The organism is Rhizobium sp. TRM95796, assembly GCF_025779995.1.
Taxonomy (GTDB): Bacteria; Pseudomonadota; Alphaproteobacteria; order Rhizobiales; family Rhizobiaceae; genus Rhizobium_E.
Map to the genome: position 1 here is coordinate 1,040,630 of NZ_JAOXHE010000001.1, position 20,981 is coordinate 1,061,610.

Below are 20,981 nucleotides of genomic sequence, written 5' to 3' on the forward strand. Positions count from 1 at the left end.
CCAGATTTGACACGTCTTTACGCTTTACCGGCTGCCGCCGCTTCCGTAAACCGCGATCGGGATTAGTGGAGGATTTTGTCAAAATGGCGCGACTGCTGTGCATCGGCGAATGCATGATCGAACTTGCGAGCCTCGGCGGCGACACGTTCCGCAAGGGCTTTGCCGGCGATACGTTCAACACCGCCTGGTACGCCCGGGCCTTCATGCCCGAGAAATGGTCGGTCGCCTATTTCACCGCGCTCGGCGACGATGAAGCCTCCAGCGACATGGCGGGGTTCATGGCCGATGCGGGCGTCGAGACCGGTTTCATCCAGCGTTTGCAGGGCCTCAGCCCCGGCCTCTACATGATCCATCTCAAGGATGGCGAACGATCCTTCTCCTATTGGCGCTCAAACTCCGCCGCCAGACGGCTGGCCGATGACGCCGCCGCGCTCGACGCGGCCATCGCCGCCTCCGACATCGTCTATTTCTCCGGCATCACGCTGGCGATCCTCTCGCCCGACGCCCGCGCGCGGTTGATCGAGCGCATGGCGAAGGCCCGCGCCGCCGGCAAGCTGGTGGCCTTCGACCCCAATCTTCGCCCGCGCCTCTGGGCCTCGCTGGACGAGATGCGCGAGAGCATTACCCACGGCGCCCGCACAGCCTCGCTGGTTCTGCCGGGCTTCGATGACGAAGCGACTTATTTCGGCGACGCGGGCGTCGCGGCGACCGTCGCCCGCTACAGGACCCTGGGCGTGGACACGGTGCTGGTCAAGGACGGCGCGAAAGGCGCGACCATCGTCACGGCGGATCGGCAGATCCATGTCCCCGCCGCATCCGTCGAGACCATCGTCGACACGACCTCGGCCGGCGACAGTTTCAATGGCGGCTATCTCGCCCGTCTGGCGGCCGGCGACATCCCGGAAGAGGCCGCGCGCTTCGCTGCGCGTCTCGCGGCCGAAGTCATCCGCCACCGCGGCGCGCTGATCCCGAGGCAGACTCTGGGTCTCTGACGCGCCCGTCACACGCCTGTAACACGCCGGTCGCACAAGGCCCGGAGAACCTGGGCGACGCCGGATTCTCCGGCCTGTGAGGCGATATGGCCAAGATTACGATTGTCACGGATGCCTGGCATCCGCAGGTGAATGGGGTTGTCCGCTCGCTGGACAATACGATCGACGAAATGCGGCGACTGGGTCATGAGATCATGCTGGTCACGCCCGACCGCTTCCGCAACATTCCCCTGCCCTCCTATCCCGAAATCCGCATCGCGTTGACGCGTTACCGGACGGTCGAGAAGGAAATCGACAAGTTCCAGCCCTCTTATGTGCATATCGCCACCGAGGGGCCGCTGGGCTTTTACGCCCGCAAATGGTGCCTGAAGAACAGGATGCCCTTCTCCACCAGCTATCACACCCGCTTTCCCGAATATGTCACGGCCCGCATCCCCATCCCGGCGAGCCTGCTCTATGGCCTGGTGCGCAATTTCCACAATGCCGGCAATGTCTGCATGGTGGCGACCGCCAGCCTCGAAGCGGAACTGACGGCGCGCGGCTTTAGAAATCTCAAGCGATGGTCGCGCGGCATTGACCACAGCCTCTACCAGCCGCAGCCGCTCGTAGACCGACCCTTCGGCCTGCCGCGTCCGATCTTCATGCAGGTAGGACGCATCGCAGTGGAGAAGAATATCGAGGCCTTCCTCGCTCTTGACCTACCCGGCTCGAAAGTCGTGGTCGGCGACGGCCCGGCGCGCGAAAAGCTGCAGAAGGCCTATCCGGATACGCTGTTCACCGGCGCCAAATTCGGCCAGGAACTCGCCGAACACTATGCCCAGGCCGACGTCTTCGTCTTCCCATCCAAGACAGACACATTCGGCAATGTCATTCTGGAGGCGCTGGCCGCCGGCGCGCCGGTGGCCGCCTATCCGGTGACCGGCCCGGCCGACATTCTCGGTGGGCATCCGAAAGCTGGCGCGCTCGATTCCGATCTCCGCCTGGCCTGCCTCAAGGCGCTCGACTGCTCACGCGAGGCGGCCCGCGCGCTGGCTGAAACCTACACCTGGGAGGCGGCCACACGGCAATTCCTGGAAAATGTCATGCGCGCCAATGGCGTGTCGCCCGACGAGATCGAAAAGGCCTACGCGCCGGGATTGGAGATGCGCAGCGCCTGATCGAAATCGGCAATCAGGTCCTCCGTCGCCTCGAGCCCGATCGACAGGCGGAAAATCCCATCGCCGGCGAAGCGTCTATAGTCTTCCAGGGCAGCGCCCTTGAGACGGAAGGTCGAGGCCATCATCTCCTCGGTGTCGAGCAGCACCACGATCGAACGCTGATGGCCGAGTGAAAAGGCGTAATGCGCCACCTTCAGCCGCGTGGCGAGCGCCATGGCATGCGCCTGCCGGTCGCCATTGACGCGGAAGCCGATCATGCCGCCGGCAATGTCCATCTGCCTGTCGGCCAGCGCTTTCTGCGGATGGCTGTTGAGACCGGGATAGATGACCCGCTCGATGGCGGGATGAGTTTCAAGGAAGGCGGCGACCTTCATGGCGCTGTCTGAAATCATCCGCATGCGGGCGTAGAGCGTGTCGATTCCGCGGAGGATCAGCCAGGCGTTCTGGGCCGAGAGCGTCGCACCGAGATAGACGCCGGCGCGGGCGCGGATGCGGGCGATATCCGCCTTGGAGCCGGCGACCGCGCCGCCCAGCGCATCGCCATGGCCGTTCATGAACTTGGTCAGCGAATGAATGACGAGGTCGACGCCGAGATCGAGCGGGCGGGTGGCGACGGGCGTGGCGAAGGTGGAATCGACCGACACCTTGATTCCCCGCGACTTGGCGAGGTCGGCGACCGCCCTGAGATCCGTGAGCCTGAGGATAGGATTGCAAGGGCTTTCGCAATGGATGAGGCGGGTATTGGGACGGATAGCCGCCTCGACCTCGTCCAGCCGCGACATGTTCACCGGCGTCACCGCGATGCCGTAATCCGGCAGGATGCGCTGGGCGAGTTCGGTGGCGCCGGCATAGCAGACATCGGAGACCACCAGATGGTCGCCCGCTTTCAGGAAGGTGAAGAACACGCCGGCGATCGCCGCCATGCCGGTGGCCGAGCACAGCGCGGCCTCGGCGTTTTCGAGCGCCGCCACCCGCATTTCCAATTGACGCACGGTCGGATTGGTCCAACGGGCGTAGAGATAGGGCAGATCGGCGAGATCCTCGACGCCATCGGCGGAAAACGCGCCCTCGCCCGGCAGCAGCGCGTTGTTGACCGACGCGGAGAGATTGGGGGCGATGGCGCCCGTCGAGGGGTCTATGGCAAGCCCCGCGTCGACGGCGCGCGTTTCGGGCCGCCAGTTGCGGATGTCCTCGGGGGACGGCGTGGTGAATTTGCCGGTTTCGGTCACGCCAGAGCCTCCCATGCCTTGCGTCGAAGACGTCGGGTCGACGTCTCTAGTCCCTCTTGTTCTTCTTGCCCTCGAACGGGTTCACGGAACTCCGGTAGAAGATCCGGATCGGCACGCCGGCGAGACCGAAATCCTGGCGCAAGCCGTTGATCAGATAACGCGTATAGCTTTCCGGCAGCGCTTCCGGGCGCGAGCAGGAGATCATGAAGCCCGGCGGACGCGATTTCACCTGTGTCATATATTTGAGGCGAATGCGGCGGCCGGACACTGCCGGTGGCGGATGACCCTGGGTCTGGTAATCGAGCCAGCGATTGAGCTTGGCGGTCGAGATGCGCTTGTTCCAGATCTTGTCGGTGTCGACGATCGCCTGCATCAACCGGTCGAGCCCGTCACCCGTCTGACCCGAGACGGTGATGGCGCGGATGCCGCGCGCCTGCGGCAGGAGACGCTCGGTCTTTTCGCGGAGATCGGCGAGCACCGCCTGGCGATCTTCTATCAGATCCCACTTGTTGAAGGCGAGCACGGCGGCGCGGCCTTCCTTGATGACGAAGTCGACGATGTGCAGATCCTGCTTCTCGAACGGGATCGTGGCGTCGAAGACGATGACCACGGTCTCGGCGAAGCGCACGGCGCGCAGCGTGTCGGCGACCGACAGCTTTTCCAGCTTTTCGGTGATGCGCGAGCGGCGGCGCATGCCGGCGGTGTCGAACATCTTGATCTTGCGGCCGCGCCAATCCCATTCCACCGAAATGGAATCGCGGGTGATGCCGGCTTCCGGACCGGTCAGCAGCCGGTCTTCGCCGAGGAAACGGTTGATCAGCGTCGACTTGCCGGCGTTCGGACGACCGACGACCGCGATGCGCAGCGGCTTGGTGTCGTCATATTCCGGCTCGTAATCCTCGTCCTCGATGTCGTCGACATCGTCCCTCGGCACGGCGACATCGGTTTCGGCGACGTCGTCCTCTTCGAAGGCGCGCTCCTCGCCGATCGCCGCAACGATCGCGTCGCGCAGGTCGATCATGCCCTCGCCGTGTTCGGCCGAGATAGGGCAAGGTTCGCCCAGTCCGAGACCGTAGGCGTCATAGAAGCCTGCGTCGGAGCCGCGCGCTTCCGACTTGTTGGCGACCAGCACCACCGGCTTGCCGCGACGGCGCAGCATTTCGGCCAGCGTGCTGTCGACGGGCGTCAGGCCCATCTTGGCGTCGACCACGAACAGCGTGATATCGGCCTCGTCGATGGCGAGTTCGGTCTGCTGGCGCATGCGGCCTTCCAGCGACTCCTCGTCGGCTTCTTCGAGACCGGCGGTGTCGATAATCCTGAAGCGCAGATCCATCAGCTTGGCGTCGCCCGGCCTGCGGTCGCGGGTCACGCCCGGCGTGTCGTCGACCAACGCCAGCTTCTTGCCCACCAGCCGGTTGAACAGCGTGGATTTGCCGACATTCGGACGCCCGACGATAGCCACTGTGAAACTCATGAACCGCTCCGGACAAGTAATATAGTTGGGATCAGGACAGCTTGCCGCTGGCCGTGATCAAGGCGAGTAGCGTGCGCGCGCGGCTCGCCGCGCCGGCTGGCGCATTCGCGTCGTCGACGATCAGTTGCAGCCAATCGCGCGCCTTGGCGTAATCGCCCGATTTAAAGGCGGTCAGGCCTAGCGCCTCACGCGCGCCGTGGCGCATCGCCGAAGCCGGAGTCGCGAGCTCTTCCACTTCCGCCGCCACCTTGGCGTAATCGCCGCTGTCGATCAACAGCCAGGCGGCGCGCAAGCGGGCCACATGCCGCATCGACTCGGGAATGGCGCTATCCTTGCCGATGGACGAGAAGTCGGCGACCGCGCCCGACACATCGCCCTTTTCCGCCTTCAGCGTGGCGAGACGCATGCGCGCCAGCACCGGATAGGCGCCGAAGCCGTCCTTCGACAGAGCGGCGAGTTCCTTTTCTGCTTCCGCTGTACGGTTGTCGCCGGCGTCCTTGAGCGCCGTCAGGAAGCGATCACCCGAGGCGGACGACTGTTTGCCTTCCCACCATTGCCAGGCCGTGGTTCCGGCCACGCCGACGACGATCAGAGCCGCGCCGCCGATGATGAGAGGCGCAAAACGCTTCCAGACGCTGCGCATCTGTTCCGAGCGCAGCTCCTCGTTCACTTCGCGAATGAAACTCTCATTGTCGTTCATCATGGTCATCGTGGACATCCGTCTTGGCGCGGGTTTCGCATCAAAGGCCGCTTCTATCCGATTTCGGCGGCAATGTAAGGGGGCGACGCCGAGATTCTCGGGGGTTAACCCATCGCCATCACGGGGACGCCGATCAGCAGAGTGTGGAGCTTCACGACGATGGCGCCATAGACGAGGAGACCGATGACCACGGCGGCGATATCGTATTTCCAGGGTTTATAAGGACGCGGCAGCGCTTCACCGCGCGCCATGCGCTTCTTGTAGGAAATCCGGACGACGACCGCCCAGGCGAGGAAGGCGGCGAACAGGATCACCTGCACCGTCTCGCCATTGGCCAGAAGATGGGCGAAGGCCCAGATCTTCACCGCCGTCACCATCGGATGCTTGGTTTTCGCCGCGATATAGCCGGCGGGCAGGAAAGCCGAGACGAGCAAGATCACCGCAATCAGCATCAGGGTCAGCGTGATATGGCTGAAGAAGACCGGCGGATAATAGAGCACGCCCGTCTCCTGGCGCGCCTGGCCGAAACCGTAGATCAGCAGACAGAGCGTGGCGATCGACAGAACCGAATGCGCGATGCGATAGACGGGTCGTCCCAACGCCGCCACCGCCGCGTCTCGCACGCCAGGCGCGACGGCTTGCATGAGATGCAGTCCGACAAACGATACGAGTCCAAGCAGAAAAACAAGCATGATCATTCCCCAGCGACAGGCCGCCATCGGCGGCGTTCGCGCGACTCCTAGATGATTTTCGGGCCGGGGGCAAAAGCCGAAAATGTCGCGTCGTCAGCCGGAGGCCGCGTCCCGTTCCGAGAACGCCAGCAGTGCCGGCGCGTGCTGGCGGATTTTCTCGATCACCCTGTCCGGCGTCATCGGCTTTGCGATGCTGTCGATCATGCCGTCCGCCAGGCAGGCCTGCAGGCAGGCGTCGTCGCCTCGGCTCGCCACGCCGATGATCAGCGGCGGCGCATCGCCATAGATCGCCGCATCGAGATCGCGCAGGCGCGACAACAGCGCCTGGCCCGTCGCGTCGGGCAGCGTCAGATCCATCAACGTCAGCGCTGGACGTTTCTCGCGCCAGGCGGTCTCGGCCGATGCGGCGTCGGCGACGATGCGGCGCGTCAGGCCGGCTTCGGAGAGTATCTGTTCGAAGAAGATCCGGTTGATGTCGTTGTCCTCTATCACCAGCACGTCGGGTCCGCATTCGGCGTCGCGGGGGGCCTCGGCCGCCTCGATCGCAACGGGGGTCACGCCGTGGGTCGACCGCCGCGCCCGGATGACGTCGATCACCGTGGCGCGGAGAACCGGCATGCGCACCGGCTTGGGAAGATAGGCGTCGACCGGGATCGAGGCGGCGGGAGCGCCGCTTGCGAGCTCGCCCGACGCGAGCATGATCACCGGCAGACCGGCGTAATCGGCTTCGGCGCGGAGCTTCTCGACGAGATCGCAGCCGCTTTCGCCGGGCATGGTTTCGTCGACCACGATCGCATCGACGGGCAGGCCGCTTTCGAAAGCCGTGCGGATGATCGAATAGCCGGTCAGCGCATCAGCCGCGCCGACGCAATCGAAGCCCCAGCCGGCGATGTTGTCGCAGAGTATGGTGCGGGTCTGCTCGTGATCGTCGATGACAACGATGCGCGCGCCGGCGAGATCGGCGGGCAGCGGCTCCTGTCGGCGGCTCTCCGCCGCCACCTGCGCCGGCAAGGCGAAGGAAAATTCGGTGCCGACGCCCTCGACGCTGTGGACGGTGATCACCCCGCCCTGAATCTGCGCCAGGCGCTGGGCGATGGCCAGGCCGAGGCCGGACCCGGCCGTGCGGGAGATGGACAGGTCGATCTGCGAGAACTTGTCGAAGATCGTATCGAGTTTCTCGGCGGGAATGCCGACGCCGGTGTCCTCGACGCGGACCTGCAGGATGACATTGCCGGCGCTGTCCGGCGTCGTCTGCACCGAGGCGAGCACATAGCCGCGGTCGGTGAACTGAATGGCGTTGGAGATGAGATTGGTGAGCACCTGGCGAAAGCGCCCGGCGTCGCCCATCACCTTGGCCGGCAACTCGCCCTTGCGCTCGACGATCAACTCGAGATCCTTCTCGCCGGCGCGGCTCGCGAACAGGGTTGCGACATCGTCCAGGGCTTCGGCCGGATTGAAGGCCGCGTATTTCAGCTGGATATGGCCGGAATCCAGCTTGGAGAATTCGATGATGTCGTTGATGATCGCCATCAACGCCTTGCCGGATTTCTGAATGATTTCGATGAAGGCGCGCTGGCGGGTGTCGAGCGGCGATTTGCCGAGCAATTCCGCCATGCCGAGAATGCCGTTGAGCGGCGTGCGGAATTCCACGCCGATATTGGCGAGGAATTCGGATTTGACCTTGTCGGCGGTCTCGGCTTTCGCCACGAGCCGCTGCAGTTCGCTCTCGCGCTCGACGGTGCGGGTCTGGTCGGAAACCAGCATGACGCCCTGAGCGTCGCTCCAGCGCAGCTCGACCTTGAACCAGCGGCCGCTTTGCAACTGGTAGAGACGCGTGAAATCGCGGCGGCTGCCGATGGCCTGCTCGGCTTCCCGCCGCAGCATGACGGGGTCCTCGTCGTCGCCGCCGAGCGGAATCGCGTCGAAGCCGACGCGCCAGTCGTTGCCGACGGCGACCGCGTCCACGGGCACCTCGAAGATGCGGGCCAGCGCGTTGTTGGCGAAGACGATCTGGTCGTTCTCGATGACGCAGACGCCCTGCGGCATCGTTTCGGTCGCATTCTTGATCAGTCGATAGGCGCTGTCCACCTCGGCGCGCGCTTCGCTCACTTCCTGGTCGCGGCGCCGCAGATCGGTGACGTCGAAATAGCAGAGCATGATCCGCCCGCGCGACAGATGGATGCTGGAATAGAGATAGCTCATGCCGTCATGCAGCACGATTTCGCGCGGCGCGATGGGCGAAGACTGAATTTCGGTCAGACGCTGTCGACGATAATCCTCCCACGGCGTCTCGATGCCCAGACGACGATGACTCTCTTCGAGGAGAACGGTGAACGACTGTCCCTTCAGGCCGTCGAGCCTGTCGCGCGGCATGTCCTTCCAGAGATGCCGATGATAGGCCTCGTTCATCATCTGAATGTTCAGCGACGAATCCAGCACGAGGATGCCGACGTCGATGTTGGAGATGATGTCTTCGATGTCCTTCAGCAGATCCGTCGTCTTGCGCGACGCCTCTTCCAGCATCAACTCGCGCTGGCGCAAACCCGTTATGTCGGTGATGGCGCCGACGAGAAAGGTCAAGCCGCGCTCGGTGCGGATGAGATCCGTTCGCGCCATGCCGCGGAGAATGCTGTCGCGGACCGGAATGTCGATTTCATGCTGGACGGTCTCGCCTTCGCTCAGGGTCATGGCGTTGGATGCGGCGAGGTAGTCGGCCCGTTCGGGGGGAAACATCTCGTGTTCGGTCAGGCCGATCAGTTTGTCAGGATCCAGGCCCCATAATTCGCTGAACCGTCTGTTGGCGTAGACGAGCTTGTGCTCCGTGTCGCGCGCGAACGTCGCGACCGGCAGGCGGTCGAGGAGTTCCCGATAGAGCGAGATCTCCTGGACGTGCTGGTCGAGCAGATCTTCGCGCCGCTTCATATCCGTGACGTCGATCCGCATGCCGAGCACGGAGCCGTCGGCCAGACGACGGTTCATGAACTGGATATGGCGACCGTTCGGCAGCAGAACCTGATCGGCCGCGACGTCGCGCGAATGCCATTCGACCCGCGTCTCGATCCAGTCCTGTTTGGCGTCTTCGTTCGGCGGATAGGCGTCGGGCCAGATACGGGCGAAATAGTCGTACATCCGGCTGCTGAAGTCGCGAAAGCCGATGCCGACCTTCAGCCCGTCTATGCCGGAATAGAAGGCCCAGAGCCGCTCGTTGGCGTAAGCGAGACACCCGTCCGGCGACCAGAGCACCACGCCGACATCGAGAATGTCGAGGATCGAATCGAATTGGCCGAGGTCGATTTCCGGAGCCCATGCCGCTGCAGGGATCTGGATGTCGCCTTTCTTGTCCGCTTGAGGCGCAAAGCGACAGTAGAGGAAGAACCGCCCGTCATTGAGCTCGAAACGCTCGAGCTCGATGTGGAAGAAGCCCTTGCCCGCCGGATCGAGATAATGGCTGGTCTGCTCGTCGCCGAACACGACGCAGGACCGTTCCTTGTCATGCAGGTCGAGACCGGCGTCGAGACCGACATCGCGGCCCGTTCGCCCGCGGAGCTCTTCCGGCTTTACGTCGAACAGGCGCGCAAAGGCCTCGTTGACCGCGACATATCTGAGTTCCCCGTCCTTGACGAAGGCGGGCGCGTCGAGTTCGAGAACCCGATCGCAGACCGTCCTCAGCAATGGATCCTCAGAATGCCGCACATATCTCTCCGGCGCCGGCGCAAATCATCGCCGTTTTTTATCAGCAGGCCGTTTAATAAGAGGTGAACCATATTGGTTTTTTGTGCCGTTGACGGATTTTCGCCGCGCAACCACCGTTTTCTGCAACTGCCGCAAGCAGAACAGGCGCTGGTCTTTGCGCGGCAAGCCGCGCCGTTTTTCTGTCGCTTTTACAAGCGGGTCCCGAAGCCGCGTTTGACATGATGCCGTGAGCCGGCGAGGCCCTGTCCCCGCAGGCGGGAGCGGCGCCGTTCGCGCCCGGTGAGGCAATGACAAAAAGCGAGAACGACATGAGCGCGGAAGGCACACAGGCAGTCATCATGCAAGAGGACGCATCCGGCGAAGGCCGTCGCCGTCGCGCCGGCGGCAGGGGCGGAGACCGCTCGCGTCGCTCCACGGGCCCGTCCTATCTCAATCTCGTCAACGACCGGCCGCGCACCGAACTCCTGTCCGCCGATCAGCTGGAAGCCATCCATAACGCCTCGCTGACGGTGCTCGAAGAAATCGGCATGGACATCATGCTGCCCGAGGCGCGCGAAATCATGAAAGCCCATGGCGCCCAGGTGACCGAAGGCTCCGAGCGCGTTCGCTTCGATCGCGGCCTGATCATGGACATGATCGCCACCGTGCCGAAGGAATTTACGCTGCATGCCCGCAATCCGCAGCGGCATGTGAAAATGGGCGGCAACAACCTGGTCTTCGCCCAGATCGCGTCGGCGCCCTTCGTCTCCGACATGGATGGCGGCCGCCGCACCGGCAACCAGGCCGACTATCGCAATCTCGTCAAGCTCGCCCAGTGCTACGACATCATCCACACCACCGGCGGTTACCCTGTCGAGCCGGTCGATATCCACGCCTCGGTTCGCCATCTCGACTGCCTGTCCGACATGGTGAAGCTGACCGACAAGCCCTTCCACGCCTATTCGCTCGGCAAGCAGCGCAACGAGGACGCGCTGGAGATCGCCCGCATCGGCCGCGGCATCAGCTGGGAGCAGATGGAGCGCGAGCCTTCGCTCTTCACCATCATCAATTCGTCGTCGCCGCTGCGCCTGGATGGACCGATGCTGCAAGGCATCATCGAAATGTCCTCGCGCAACCAGGTGGTCATCCTCACTCCCTTCACCCTGGCCGGCGCCATGGCTCCGGTGACGATCGCCGGCGCCGTCGTGCAGCAGAACGCCGAAGCGCTGTGCGGCATCGCGTTTACCCAGATGGTTCGCCGCGGCGCGCCCGCCGTCTATGGCGGCTTCACCTCCAATGTCGACATGAAGACCGGCGCCCCCGCCTTCGGCACACCCGAATATATGAAGGCGGTGATCGCCGGCGGCCAGCTCGCCCGTCGCTATGGTTTCCCCTACCGCACCTCCAACACCAATGCCGCGAACACGCTCGACGCGCAGGCCGCCTATGAATCGGTGTTCTCCCTCTGGGGCGTCGTCGAAGGCGGCGGCAATTTCATCATGCATTCGGCCGGCTGGACCGAGGGCGGCCTGACGGCCTCCTACGAGAAATTCATCCTCGACGTCGATCTCTTGCAGATGGTGGCGGAATTCCTGAAACCGCTCGACGTCTCCGACGATGCGCTCGGATTGGACGCAATCCGCGATGTCGGACCCGGCGGCCATTACTTCGGCACGGCGCATACGCTGTCGCGCTATGAGACCGCCTTCTACTCGCCGATCCTGTCTGACTGGCGCAACAACGAGACCTGGGTCGAGGCCGGCAGCCCAACGACATTCCAGCACGCCAACCGCGTCTGGAAGGAGAAGCTCGCCGCCTATGAGCAGCCGGCCCTCGATCCGGCCATCGAGGAAGAACTCGACGCTTTCGTCGCCCGCCGCAAGGCGGAAGGCGGCGTGCCGACCGACTTCTGATCGGCGGGCCCCGAAGCTCGATCGCGGCGACCAGCGCCGCGATCTGCGCCCTGCGCATATCGCACATGCGAAACAGTCCTTGACTTTCATCGTGAAATACACGACATGCAGGCCAGCTTTCCCCTGAAGGGCGCCGCGTGAGCTGCCCGCACGACCACGGATGAGAGCCCTCGTTATGGGGGAACCGGTGAGCGTCGATCAATAAAGGCAAAGCGCGGTCTCGAACGCCCGATGCGTTCGATGCGCCGGAAAGCGAATTTCATAAACGAACAACAAGTTCCCATGTCACGCGGGGTTCTTGAGCCAGACGCACCGGATGGACAATGATGTCTTTCCGGCGGAGCCGTTTGGCCCCCGAAAGGTAGACTGACTGTGACCACTACGACCAGCTTTGAAACGCTCGGCCTCTCGCAATATCTTCTCAACACACTGACTGAAACCGGCTTCACCACGCCGACCCCGATCCAGGCCAAGGCCATTCCGCTGGCGCTCGAAGGCCGCGACATCATCGGCCTCGCCCAGACCGGCACCGGCAAGACTCTCGGCTTCGGCCTTCCCATCATCGCCCGTCTCATCAAGGAAGGCGTCAAGGCCGAGCCCAAGGCCTGCCGCGCTTTGATCCTCGCGCCCACCCGCGAACTCGTCAACCAGATCGGCGAAAGCATCAAGGTCTTCACCCGCAAGTCGCCGCTCAAGCAGACCTCTGTGGTCGGCGGCGCCTCGATCAACGTCCAGTCCAAGATCCTGGAAAAGGGCGTCGACATCCTGATCGCCACGCCGGGCCGTCTGCTCGACCTCTGCAATCGCCGCGCGCTCAACCTTTCTGCCGTTCGCTATCTCGTTCTCGACGAAGCCGACCAGATGATGGACCTCGGCTTTGTCCATGATCTCAAGAAGATCGTGAAGCTGGTGCCCAAGCGTCGCCAGACCATGCTGTTCTCCGCCACCATGCCGCAGGCCATCGCCGAACTCGCCGGCGATTATCTGCATGATCCGGAAGAAGTGTCCGTGACGCCTCCCGGCAAGGCCGCCGACAAGGTGGTCCAGAAGGTGCATTTCGTGCTCGGCCGCGACCACAAGACCGCGCTTCTCAAGGAAGAGCTGCGCGCCAACGGCAAGGACGCGCTGAACCTGGTGTTCTGCAAGACCAAGCACGGCGCCGAGAAGCTGATGAAGCATCTCGACCAGACCGGCTTCTCCGTCGCCTCCATCCATGGCAACAAGAGCCAGGGTCAGCGCGACCGCGCGCTCAAAGGCTTCCGTGACGGCGACATCCGCACGCTGGTCGCCACCGACGTCGCCGCCCGCGGCATCGACGTGCCCGGCGTCAGCCATGTCTACAATTACGATCTCCCGACCGTGGCCGACACCTATGTCCACCGCATCGGCCGCACGGCTCGCGCCGGCCGCGAGGGCATCGCCATCGCCTTCTGCGCGCCCGATGAACTCAAGATGCTCTACGACATCGAAAAGCTGATGGGCCAGCCGGTGCCGGTCGCTTCGGGCGAACGTCCGGAGTGGCAGGGCAAGAAGAAGGGCGGCGGCGAAAGCCATCGCGGTCGCCGGCCCGAAAGCCGCGCGCCGCGCGAGGCCCGTGAACAGGCGAGCGAACGCCGTGAACAGGCCATCGCCCGCGGCTCTTTCGCCGAAGTGACAGAAATCGAACCGAACGACGGCGAACGCCCCGCCCGCAAGCCGCGCGCCCAGGATGGACAGCGCAACGAGCGTGGCCCGCGTCGCGATCGCCCGCAGCGCCAGCCGCGTTCGAGCTTCTCGGAAGTCGAGGAATTGAACGGCGGCGAATTCCGCCCGGTGCGCGACCGCAGCGAAGTCACGGGCGAACGCCCGGCCCGCGGCGACCGTCGTCCGGAAGGCAAGCGCGACCATGAGGGACGTCCTGCCCGCCAGGGCCAGAACGGCGAGCGTCGTCCCGAAGGCCGCGGCCCCCGCCCGGAAAATCGCGGTCCGCGTCCCGAAGGCGACAATCGCGGCCCGCGCCGCGACGCCAAGCCTGCTCCGGGCGCCTCGCGCCACAGCCCGGCTCGCTTCGCCGGCTACGCCGAAGACGCCAATCTGCTGACTGAGGAGCGCCCGCAGCAGCGCGACCGCCGTCCCCATGGCGACGCGCGCCCCGAAGGCGCAAAGCCGCATCAGGGCGCAAAGCGCGACGGCCGGCCGAACGGCGGCCGCCCCAACCGCGCCAAGGGCCAATCCCGCGGTTGAATTCGAGTTTATGACGAGGACTGTGACGGGGGCGGCGACGCCCCCGTTTTCGTATGCGGCGTGAACTCGGGCTATCCTCCGAATTGCCTGCGGACGTCAGGTCGGCTGCCGGTTTGTGTCGGGAGAACTCCCTCGAGGCTGCCCCGACACTCGCATTTCTTGCGCGACGACTTTTTTTCAATTGTATGATTTTATTGCATAATTAAATAATATTTTACTCATTTATCGCAAACATTCCTCAAATTGAGTGGGAGCTCACCCGTCCTATGTTTTCGATATTTGATCTCACGTCCAATGCCGCCATCGTCCACGCCCTCAATCGATCTCTGGCGGTGATCGAATTCTCGATGGACGGCAAGATCCTGTCAGCCAACGAGAATTTCCTCAAGGTCATGGGCTACGGCGCCGAGGAGATCGTCGGCAAGCATCATCGGCTGTTCGTCGATCCCGCTTATGCTTCCTCGCCCGACTATCAGAAATTCTGGAGCGACCTGAACTCCGGCTCTTTCGCGCAGAATCAATATCGGCGCCTGGCCAAGGGCGGTCGGGAAGTCTGGATCGAGGCGTCCTACAACCCGATCCTGCGGGGCGGCAGGCCCTATAAAGTGGTAAAGTTCGCCACCGACATCACCGCCTCGCGCAAGAAGGCCGCGGAGGACAGGGGCAAATTGGAAGCGGTGTCGCGCACCCAGGCGATCATCGAGTTCACGCCAGACGGCGAGATCCTCACCGCCAACGACAATTTTCTCTCGACGATGCGCTATTCATTGAACGAGATCGTCGGCAAGCGCCACGCCATCTTCTGCGAGCCCGACTATGCGCGCTCCGACGCCTATCGGCAATTCTGGAAGAAGCTGGCTTCCGGCGAGCATGCCCATGACCAGTTCATGCGCCTCGACAAAAGCGGCAACCCCGTTTTCATCCAGGCATCGTACAATCCGGTCTTCGACGACAGTGGCCGTGTCTTCAAGGTCGTCAAATTCGCCACCGACGTGACGGCGCGCGTGCGGGTCGTGAAGGAACTCGGCGCCGGACTGGCGCGGCTCGCCGACTGCAATATTCGCCAGACCATCGACACGCCGTTCTCGGCGGAGTTCGAACCCCTGAGGCACGACTTCAATTCCTCGCTCGGCGCTTTTCAGAAAACCCTGGAAAGCGTGCTCGCCGAGACGCAGACGCTGAAGGACAACAGCCAGCGAATGAACAGCGGCGCGGACGAACTGTCGCTGCGCACCCATGATCAGGCCGACGCGCTGAGACAGACGACACGCTCCCTGGATGCGGTGACGGAACGGGTGAATTCTTCGATGACCGCGACGCAGGGCGCCCGCGATCTGGTGATTAACGCGATGAATTCCGTCAACGCCTCCACCCAGGTGCTTCAGGACACCACCGCCGCGATGGAGCGCATCGAGACCGCGTCCGCCGAGATCGGCAAGATCATCAGCGTCATCGACGAGATCGCCTTCCAGACCAACCTCCTGGCGCTCAATGCGGGCGTCGAGGCGGCCCGCGCCGGGGACGCTGGCAAGGGCTTCGCCGTTGTGGCGCAGGAAGTGCGCGAACTGGCGCAACGGTCGGCCAACGCCGCCAAGGAAATCAAGGCGCTGATCGAAAATTCGGGTCGGGAGGTGCAGGACGGCGTTCGGCTGGTCGACGCGACGGGCGACGGTCTGCAGCGCATCGCCGGCATCGTCCGGGCGATCGACGACAACATGCAGGCGCTAACCGCCGGCGCGGCGGAGCAGGCTTCCAGCCTCTCCGACATCAACAGCGCCGTCTCCCAGATCGACGCGATGACGCAACAGAACGCCACGATGGTCAAGCAAAGCAAATCGATCAGCGAGCACCTCGCATCCGGCGCGACGAAACTCAGCGACCTCGTCAACCAGTTCAAGCTCAATCGCCGCAAGACGATACGGGAACCGGACCATGCGGAGCGCGCGCCGAGACGCGACCGAGCCGCCTGAGGCGGCGCCACCGTCGCGAACGCCCATGGCGCGATCGGCCTCCGCCGTGTTAATCCTCGTCCGCAACGGTCGCGGGGCGACCTCTTGGGCGAGGATTGAGATGAGACGGCTGGTCTGGGCGGCAATCGCCATGGTTTCGGGTTTCGGCTCCGCCGAGGCGGCGGTGTCGGGTTACTACGACAGCGTCGAACAGATCGGCATCATCCTCGGCAGCAGCGAAGTCGCCAACGCCGTCCATCAGGCTCCTATCGGCGCGATTTCCAACACCGGGACACGCAAAGACGGCGCGAAGGAATGGACCGTGCGGGTTCAGGACTGCGATCTCAAAGTGTATCTGATCCCGGTGCTGCCCGAAGGTCCCGGCAAGACGACTTATCAGCTCGACATTCCAAACGTTTGCCGCTGACGGGACAAAACAGACTGCGGCGGCGCCCGGCCAGCCCCTCGGCGGTCTTTAGACCGGGCCGGTGTTCCCCGGGAAACTCGTCACGAGAGCGAACCTGATAAGACGGGACACCCCAACAGATCAAGCGAGGAGACGACCGGCATGGGCAAGACGATCAACGGCACGAACAAGGCCGACCGCATCGAACAGGGATCGAACATCGAAATTCGGGTCTTCGCCAAGGGCGGCGACGACGCGATTGTGCTCAATCGCGACGATGATCTGGGCGGCGGCAATTTCGTCGACGCCGGCTCCGGCGATGACGGCGTGGTCAATCACAAGGAAAAGGGCAACGATATCAGGCTCGGCGCGGGCGCCGATACCTATGTCGGCCTCGGCTTCGCGTCGTTTGCGACCGAAGCAGGCGACTTGGTCCGCGCCGGCGACGGCGCCGATACCATCGCCGTTTCGACCTTCAAGAGCCGTTATTTCGGCGAGGACGGCGCCGATGTGTTCTTCTCCGAAGGTTGGGCCAATGTCTTCAACGGCGGCGCGGGCGTCGATACGATCAGCTACAGGCCGCGGTCCGACGATCCGCGCCTCGGAGGCATCGCTCTCAGCCTCGCACAGGGCATAGCCCAGACCGGCGCCAACCGGCAGGAAACGCTGGTCGGCATAGAAAATGCCGAAGGCACGATCAAAGGCGACACGCTGATCGGTTCGAACACGGGCAACACGCTGGTCGGCCTGGCCGGAGTAGACGGTCTGAACGGCCTGGGCGGCCGTGACGTCCTCATCGGCGGAGCCGATGCCGATGCGTTGATCGGCGGCGGCGGCTCGGATCGTTTCGTCTTCGTCGCGACTTCCGACAGCAGGGCCAACGGCAATTACGACGTCATCGGCGACTTCAATCGCGGGCAGAACGACGACGTCGATCTTTCCGCGATCGACGCCAAAACCGGACAATCCGGCAATCAGTCTTTCCGCTTCATCGGCGGCGGAGACTTCACCGGGACGGCCGGTCAGTTGCGCTTCGAGGACGGCTTCGTGTTCGGCGACGTCAACGGGGACCGAAAAGCCGATCTGGCCATCGAACTCAAGGACGTGAACAGCATGAACGGCGGCGACTTCATTCTCTGACGGCAGGGTTCTCTTCGCGCCGCGCGATCGGCGAGCGTCGTGAGAATACGTGTCGGACCGCTGCGCGACCCGCCCCTCCGCAGACAGAGCGCCCGACGGCAAGCCGGGCGACACCATTGAAAATCTGTGTGACGGGACGGATTTACTGCTCGACCGTCACATTGACGATGATCATCTCCGGCGACGTTCCGAGCCTCATGCCCGACACCGGCGCGGTGTCGGTATAGTCGAGACCGCTGGCGACGCGGACATAGCGCTCGTCGGGGCAGATCTTGTTGGCGGCGTCGAAGCCGACCCAGCCGAGGCCGTCGACATGGGCTTCAGCCCAGGCATGGCTTGCGGCGGCCATGTCGGAACCGTCCAGCATGTAACCGGAGACGTAGCGGGCCGGCAGGCCGATCAGACGCGCGGCCGCGATGAAGACATGGGCGTGATCCTGGCAGACGCCCGCCCCGAGTTCGAGAGCCTGTTCGGCCGTCGTCTCGGACGTCGTGACGCCCTTCTTATAGGCCACCGCGTCATGGATCGCCGCCATCAGCGCATGCATGCGAGCGAGATCACTTTCGCCTTCGATGCCCTTGGCGAGATCGCGCACCAGTTTGCCGGGCTTGGCGAGCGTCGTTTCACGCCGGAACAGCCAGAGCGGCGCATGGCCCTTGTGCGGCCCGAAGACGCCGTGCAACTCCTCCGTCTCCACCTCGCCCTGCGCCATGATGCGGATGGAGGTCTGACCTTCGATGACGCTGACCAGCTCGACGCGATTGCCGAAGTGATCGTCGTAGAATGCCTGGTGCCCGGCGCCCGTGACCAGCGTCTGCCAGGCCAGCACTTTCTGTCCCGGCCAGTCCCGAGGCGTCAGCCTGAGTCGTTGCAGCGCGAACTCCACCGGCTCATCATAGTTGTATTCCGTCATGTGGCTGATTTTCAGGCGCATGTCTCAACTCACTTGTAGAACCGGTAACCGTCGCTGATCTCGCTGGCCAGCGTGTCGTTGGACAGGATGAAGTCTTCGAGGAACTCGTGCAGTCCCTGGTCCATGATCTCGTCGATCGAGGTGGTCAGCAACATGTTGCGCGTGCGCGCCGCCGTATCATGCGCCGCGACCTGGCTGCCGTAATCCCGCGCGAGATGGGCGAGATTGGAATTGATCTGCTCGTAGCAGAAGGCGAGCGACCGCGGCATGCGCCGGTTGAGGATCAGGAAATGGGCGATGTTGGACGGCTTGTATTCCGCGTCATAGACCCAGGAATAGGAGCGGAAGGCCGACACCGACCGCAGGATCGACTGCCAGTGAAAATTGTCCATGGCGCCGCCTACATGCAGGAGCGACGGCAGCAACACGTAATATTTGACGTCGAGAATGCGCGCGGTGTTGTCTGCCCGTTCGATGAACGAGCCGAGCATGGCGAAATTGTAGAGTTCGTCGCGCAACTGGGTGCCGGAAAAGGCGCCGCGCATATGCGCGACCCGACGCTTGATGGCGTCGATGACGTCGGGCAGCGTGGCGTGCGTCACCTTTCTAGCCAGCACGGTCTTCAGTTCGAGCCAGGTCTCGTTGATGCTTTCCCAGGCTTCGCGGGTCAGCGCGGTGCGCACCATGCGGGCGTTGTTGCGGCCGAATTCCAGGCAGTTGATCACCGAAGACGGATTGGTCTTGTCGCGCATGAGAAAATCCATCGCGTCGGCGCCGGACAGTTTCTCATATTTGGCGGCGTAGAGTTCGCGGACGCCGGCGCTCTGCAGCACGCCGTCCCAATCGTCTTCGCTTTCGGTGGAGCGCGTCAGCGACATGCGGAAACCGGCGTCGATGAGGCGGGCGGTGTTTTCGGCGCGTTCCAGATAGCGGGACATCCAGAACAGGCCGTTCGCGGTTCTTCCGAGCATCATCGATTAGTCCTCCAGCACCCAGGTGTCTTTCGTGCCGCCGCCCTGGCTGGAATTGACCACCAGCGAGCCTTTCTTGAGCGCGACGCGGGTCAACCCGCCGGGGATGATATGCACCTTGTCCGACACCAGCACGTAAGGCCGGAGGTCGACATGCCGGGGCGCGATGCCCTTCTTGACCATGATCGGAACGGTGGACAGCGACAGCGTCGGCTGGGCGATGTAGTTGCCTGGCTTGGCTTTCAGCTTTTCGGCGAAGAGCGCGATCTCCTTGCGGGTCGCGGTGGGTCCGACCAGCATGCCGTATCCGCCCGAACCATGCACTTCCTTCACCACCAGTTCGGGCAGATGCTCCATCACATATTTGAAGCTGTCGGCCTCCGAACAGCGCCAGGTCGGCACGTTTTCGAGGATCGCCTTGCGGCCGGTGTAGAATTCGACGATTTCGGGCATATAGGAATAGATGGCCTTGTCGTCGGAAATGCCGGTGCCCGGCGCATTGGCGATGGTGACGTTGCCGGCGCGATAGACGTCCATGATGCCAGCGACGCCCAGACAGGAGTCCGGCCGGAAGGTCAGCGGATCGAGGAAGTCGTCATCGACGCGCCGATAGATCACGTCGACCGATTCATAGCCTTGCGTGGTGCGCATGCACACCTTGCCGTCGATAACGCGGAGGTCGGACCCCTCGACGAGTTCGGCGCCCATCTGGTCGGCGAGAAAGGCGTGTTCGTAATAGGCGGAGTTGAAGATGCCGGGGGTCAGCACCACCACCCTCGGCTTGCCTTTGCAACCCGGAGGCGCGAGCGCATCGAGGCTCTGGCGCAGCTGCGTCGGATAGTCCTCGACAGGGCGCACCCGGACCTTGTGGAACAGATCCGGGAACATCTGCATCATGGTTTCCCGGTCTTCCAGCATATAGGACACGCCGGACGGCGTCCGCGCATTGTCTTCCAGCACGTAGAACTGGTCTTCGCCGGTGCGGACGATGTCGGTGCCGATGATATGGGTATAGACGCCGCCTGGCGGCCGCATGCCGATCATCTGCGGCAGAAAGGCCGAATTCTTTTCGATCAGGTCGCGCGGGATTCGGCCCGCCTTGATGATCTCCTGCTTGTGATAGATGTCCTCGAGAAAGGCGTTGAGCGCCAGCACGCGCTGTTCGATGCCCAGGGCCAGCTTGCGCCATTCCTTGCCGGAAATGATGCGCGGAATGAGGTCGAAGGGGATCAGCTTTTCGGTGGCGTCTTCATGGCCGTAAACGGCGAAAGTGATGCCTGTGCGTCGAAAAATGTTCTCCGCATCCCTCGCCTTCGCCGCCAGATAGGCCGGGTCCTGCTCGTTGAACCATTCAAAGTATTTGCGGTAAGGCTCTCGCGGATTGCCCTCCGCGTCGATCATTTCGTCGAACGCCAAATCTCAATTCCCCGTTTATTGTTCAGGCATTTGAAACCAATGTCGGAAGCAATGCAAGAAGCATGCGCAGTCCCGTCTGCGTATTTTTTGCGTGCTTTATCGCCACGGCTTCAGCGCTGCTCAATTGAAGGGCA

The 20,981-nt window shown here is 63.4% G+C and carries 15 protein-coding genes; 7 read left to right on the top strand and 8 right to left on the bottom strand.

All coding sequences use genetic code 11. From position 1 onward, the window contains the following. Nucleotides 1-83: 83 nt before the first annotated feature. Entirely contained in the window at nt 84-992 is a 909-nt protein-coding gene (locus OCK01_RS04975; RefSeq protein ID WP_263822934.1) for a sugar kinase, read from the top strand. Nucleotides 993-1,078: 86 nt separating this feature from the next. After that, nucleotides 1,079-2,149 carry a glycosyltransferase family 4 protein gene (locus OCK01_RS04980; protein ID WP_263822935.1) on the top strand — a complete coding sequence of 357 codons (1,071 nt, stop codon included), beginning with the start codon at nt 1,079-1,081 and terminating at the stop codon, nt 2,147-2,149. On the opposite strand, the gene OCK01_RS04985 is transcribed toward OCK01_RS04980, so the two are convergent. The 5 genes from OCK01_RS04985 to OCK01_RS05005 all read right to left on the bottom strand — a co-directional run bounded on the left by OCK01_RS04985 (nt 2,116) and on the right by OCK01_RS05005 (nt 9,937). After that, on the bottom strand, nt 2,116-3,378 hold the full coding sequence (locus OCK01_RS04985; RefSeq protein WP_263822936.1) for a trans-sulfuration enzyme family protein: 1,263 nt from the start codon (nt 3,376-3,378) through the stop codon (nt 2,116-2,118). The two genes, OCK01_RS04980 and OCK01_RS04985, sit on opposite strands and share 34 nt — an antisense overlap. 46 nt (nt 3,379-3,424) lie before the next feature. Beyond that, nucleotides 3,425-4,852, bottom strand: coding sequence for a ribosome biogenesis GTPase Der (der, locus tag OCK01_RS04990; RefSeq protein WP_263822937.1), 1,428 nt, complete (start codon nt 4,850-4,852; stop codon nt 3,425-3,427). Nucleotides 4,853-4,883: 31 nt separating this feature from the next. Then, the gene (locus OCK01_RS04995) at nt 4,884-5,555 is read right to left on the bottom strand and encodes a tetratricopeptide repeat protein (RefSeq protein ID WP_263823162.1); all 672 of its coding nucleotides are present in this window, start codon (nt 5,553-5,555) and stop codon (nt 4,884-4,886) included. Between the two features lie 101 nt (nt 5,556-5,656). Next, nucleotides 5,657-6,244, bottom strand: coding sequence for an NnrU family protein (locus tag OCK01_RS05000; RefSeq protein WP_263822938.1), 588 nt, complete (start codon nt 6,242-6,244; stop codon nt 5,657-5,659). Nucleotides 6,245-6,337: 93 nt separating this feature from the next. Then, complete coding sequence (locus OCK01_RS05005) at nt 6,338-9,937, bottom strand: response regulator (RefSeq protein WP_263822939.1); 3,600 nt, start codon at nt 9,935-9,937, stop codon at nt 6,338-6,340. A 338-nt stretch (nt 9,938-10,275) separates the two neighbouring features. Here OCK01_RS05005 and OCK01_RS05010 point away from each other — a divergent pair, with 338 nt between their 5' ends. The 5 genes from OCK01_RS05010 to OCK01_RS05030 all read left to right on the top strand — a co-directional run bounded on the left by OCK01_RS05010 (nt 10,276) and on the right by OCK01_RS05030 (nt 17,547). After that, entirely contained in the window at nt 10,276-11,829 is a 1,554-nt protein-coding gene (locus OCK01_RS05010) for a trimethylamine methyltransferase family protein (protein ID WP_412178966.1), read from the top strand. A gap of 372 nt (nt 11,830-12,201) precedes the next feature. Continuing rightward, entirely contained in the window at nt 12,202-14,052 is a 1,851-nt protein-coding gene (locus tag OCK01_RS05015; RefSeq protein WP_263822941.1) for a DEAD/DEAH box helicase, read from the top strand. Between the two features lie 266 nt (nt 14,053-14,318). After that, nucleotides 14,319-16,022 carry a methyl-accepting chemotaxis protein gene (locus OCK01_RS05020; protein WP_263822942.1) on the top strand — a complete coding sequence of 568 codons (1,704 nt, stop codon included), beginning with the start codon at nt 14,319-14,321 and terminating at the stop codon, nt 16,020-16,022. 100 nt (nt 16,023-16,122) lie between these two features. Further along, nucleotides 16,123-16,428 (top strand): hypothetical protein, encoded by a 306-nt coding sequence (locus OCK01_RS05025; RefSeq protein WP_263822943.1) that lies wholly within the window; start codon nt 16,123-16,125, stop codon nt 16,426-16,428. Nucleotides 16,429-16,569: 141 nt separating this feature from the next. Further along, complete coding sequence (locus OCK01_RS05030; protein ID WP_263822944.1) at nt 16,570-17,547, top strand: calcium-binding protein; 978 nt, start codon at nt 16,570-16,572, stop codon at nt 17,545-17,547. 142 nt (nt 17,548-17,689) lie between these two features. Here the strand turns inward: OCK01_RS05030 and OCK01_RS05035 are convergent, their stop codons facing one another. The 3 genes from OCK01_RS05035 to OCK01_RS05045 are packed head-to-tail and all read right to left on the bottom strand — an operon-like array spanning nt 17,690 to nt 20,847. Further along, nucleotides 17,690-18,481 (bottom strand): transglutaminase family protein, encoded by a 792-nt coding sequence (locus OCK01_RS05035; RefSeq protein WP_263822945.1) that lies wholly within the window; start codon nt 18,479-18,481, stop codon nt 17,690-17,692. Nucleotides 18,482-18,489: 8 nt separating this feature from the next. Then, nucleotides 18,490-19,431, bottom strand: a complete 942-nt coding sequence (locus OCK01_RS05040; protein ID WP_182829427.1) for an alpha-E domain-containing protein — start codon at nt 19,429-19,431, stop codon at nt 18,490-18,492. Nucleotides 19,432-19,437: 6 nt separating this feature from the next. After that, nucleotides 19,438-20,847: a circularly permuted type 2 ATP-grasp protein gene (locus OCK01_RS05045; RefSeq protein ID WP_263822946.1), complete on the bottom strand. Its 1,410-nt coding sequence runs from the start codon at nt 20,845-20,847 to the stop codon at nt 19,438-19,440. Nucleotides 20,848-20,981: the final 134 nt, after the last annotated feature.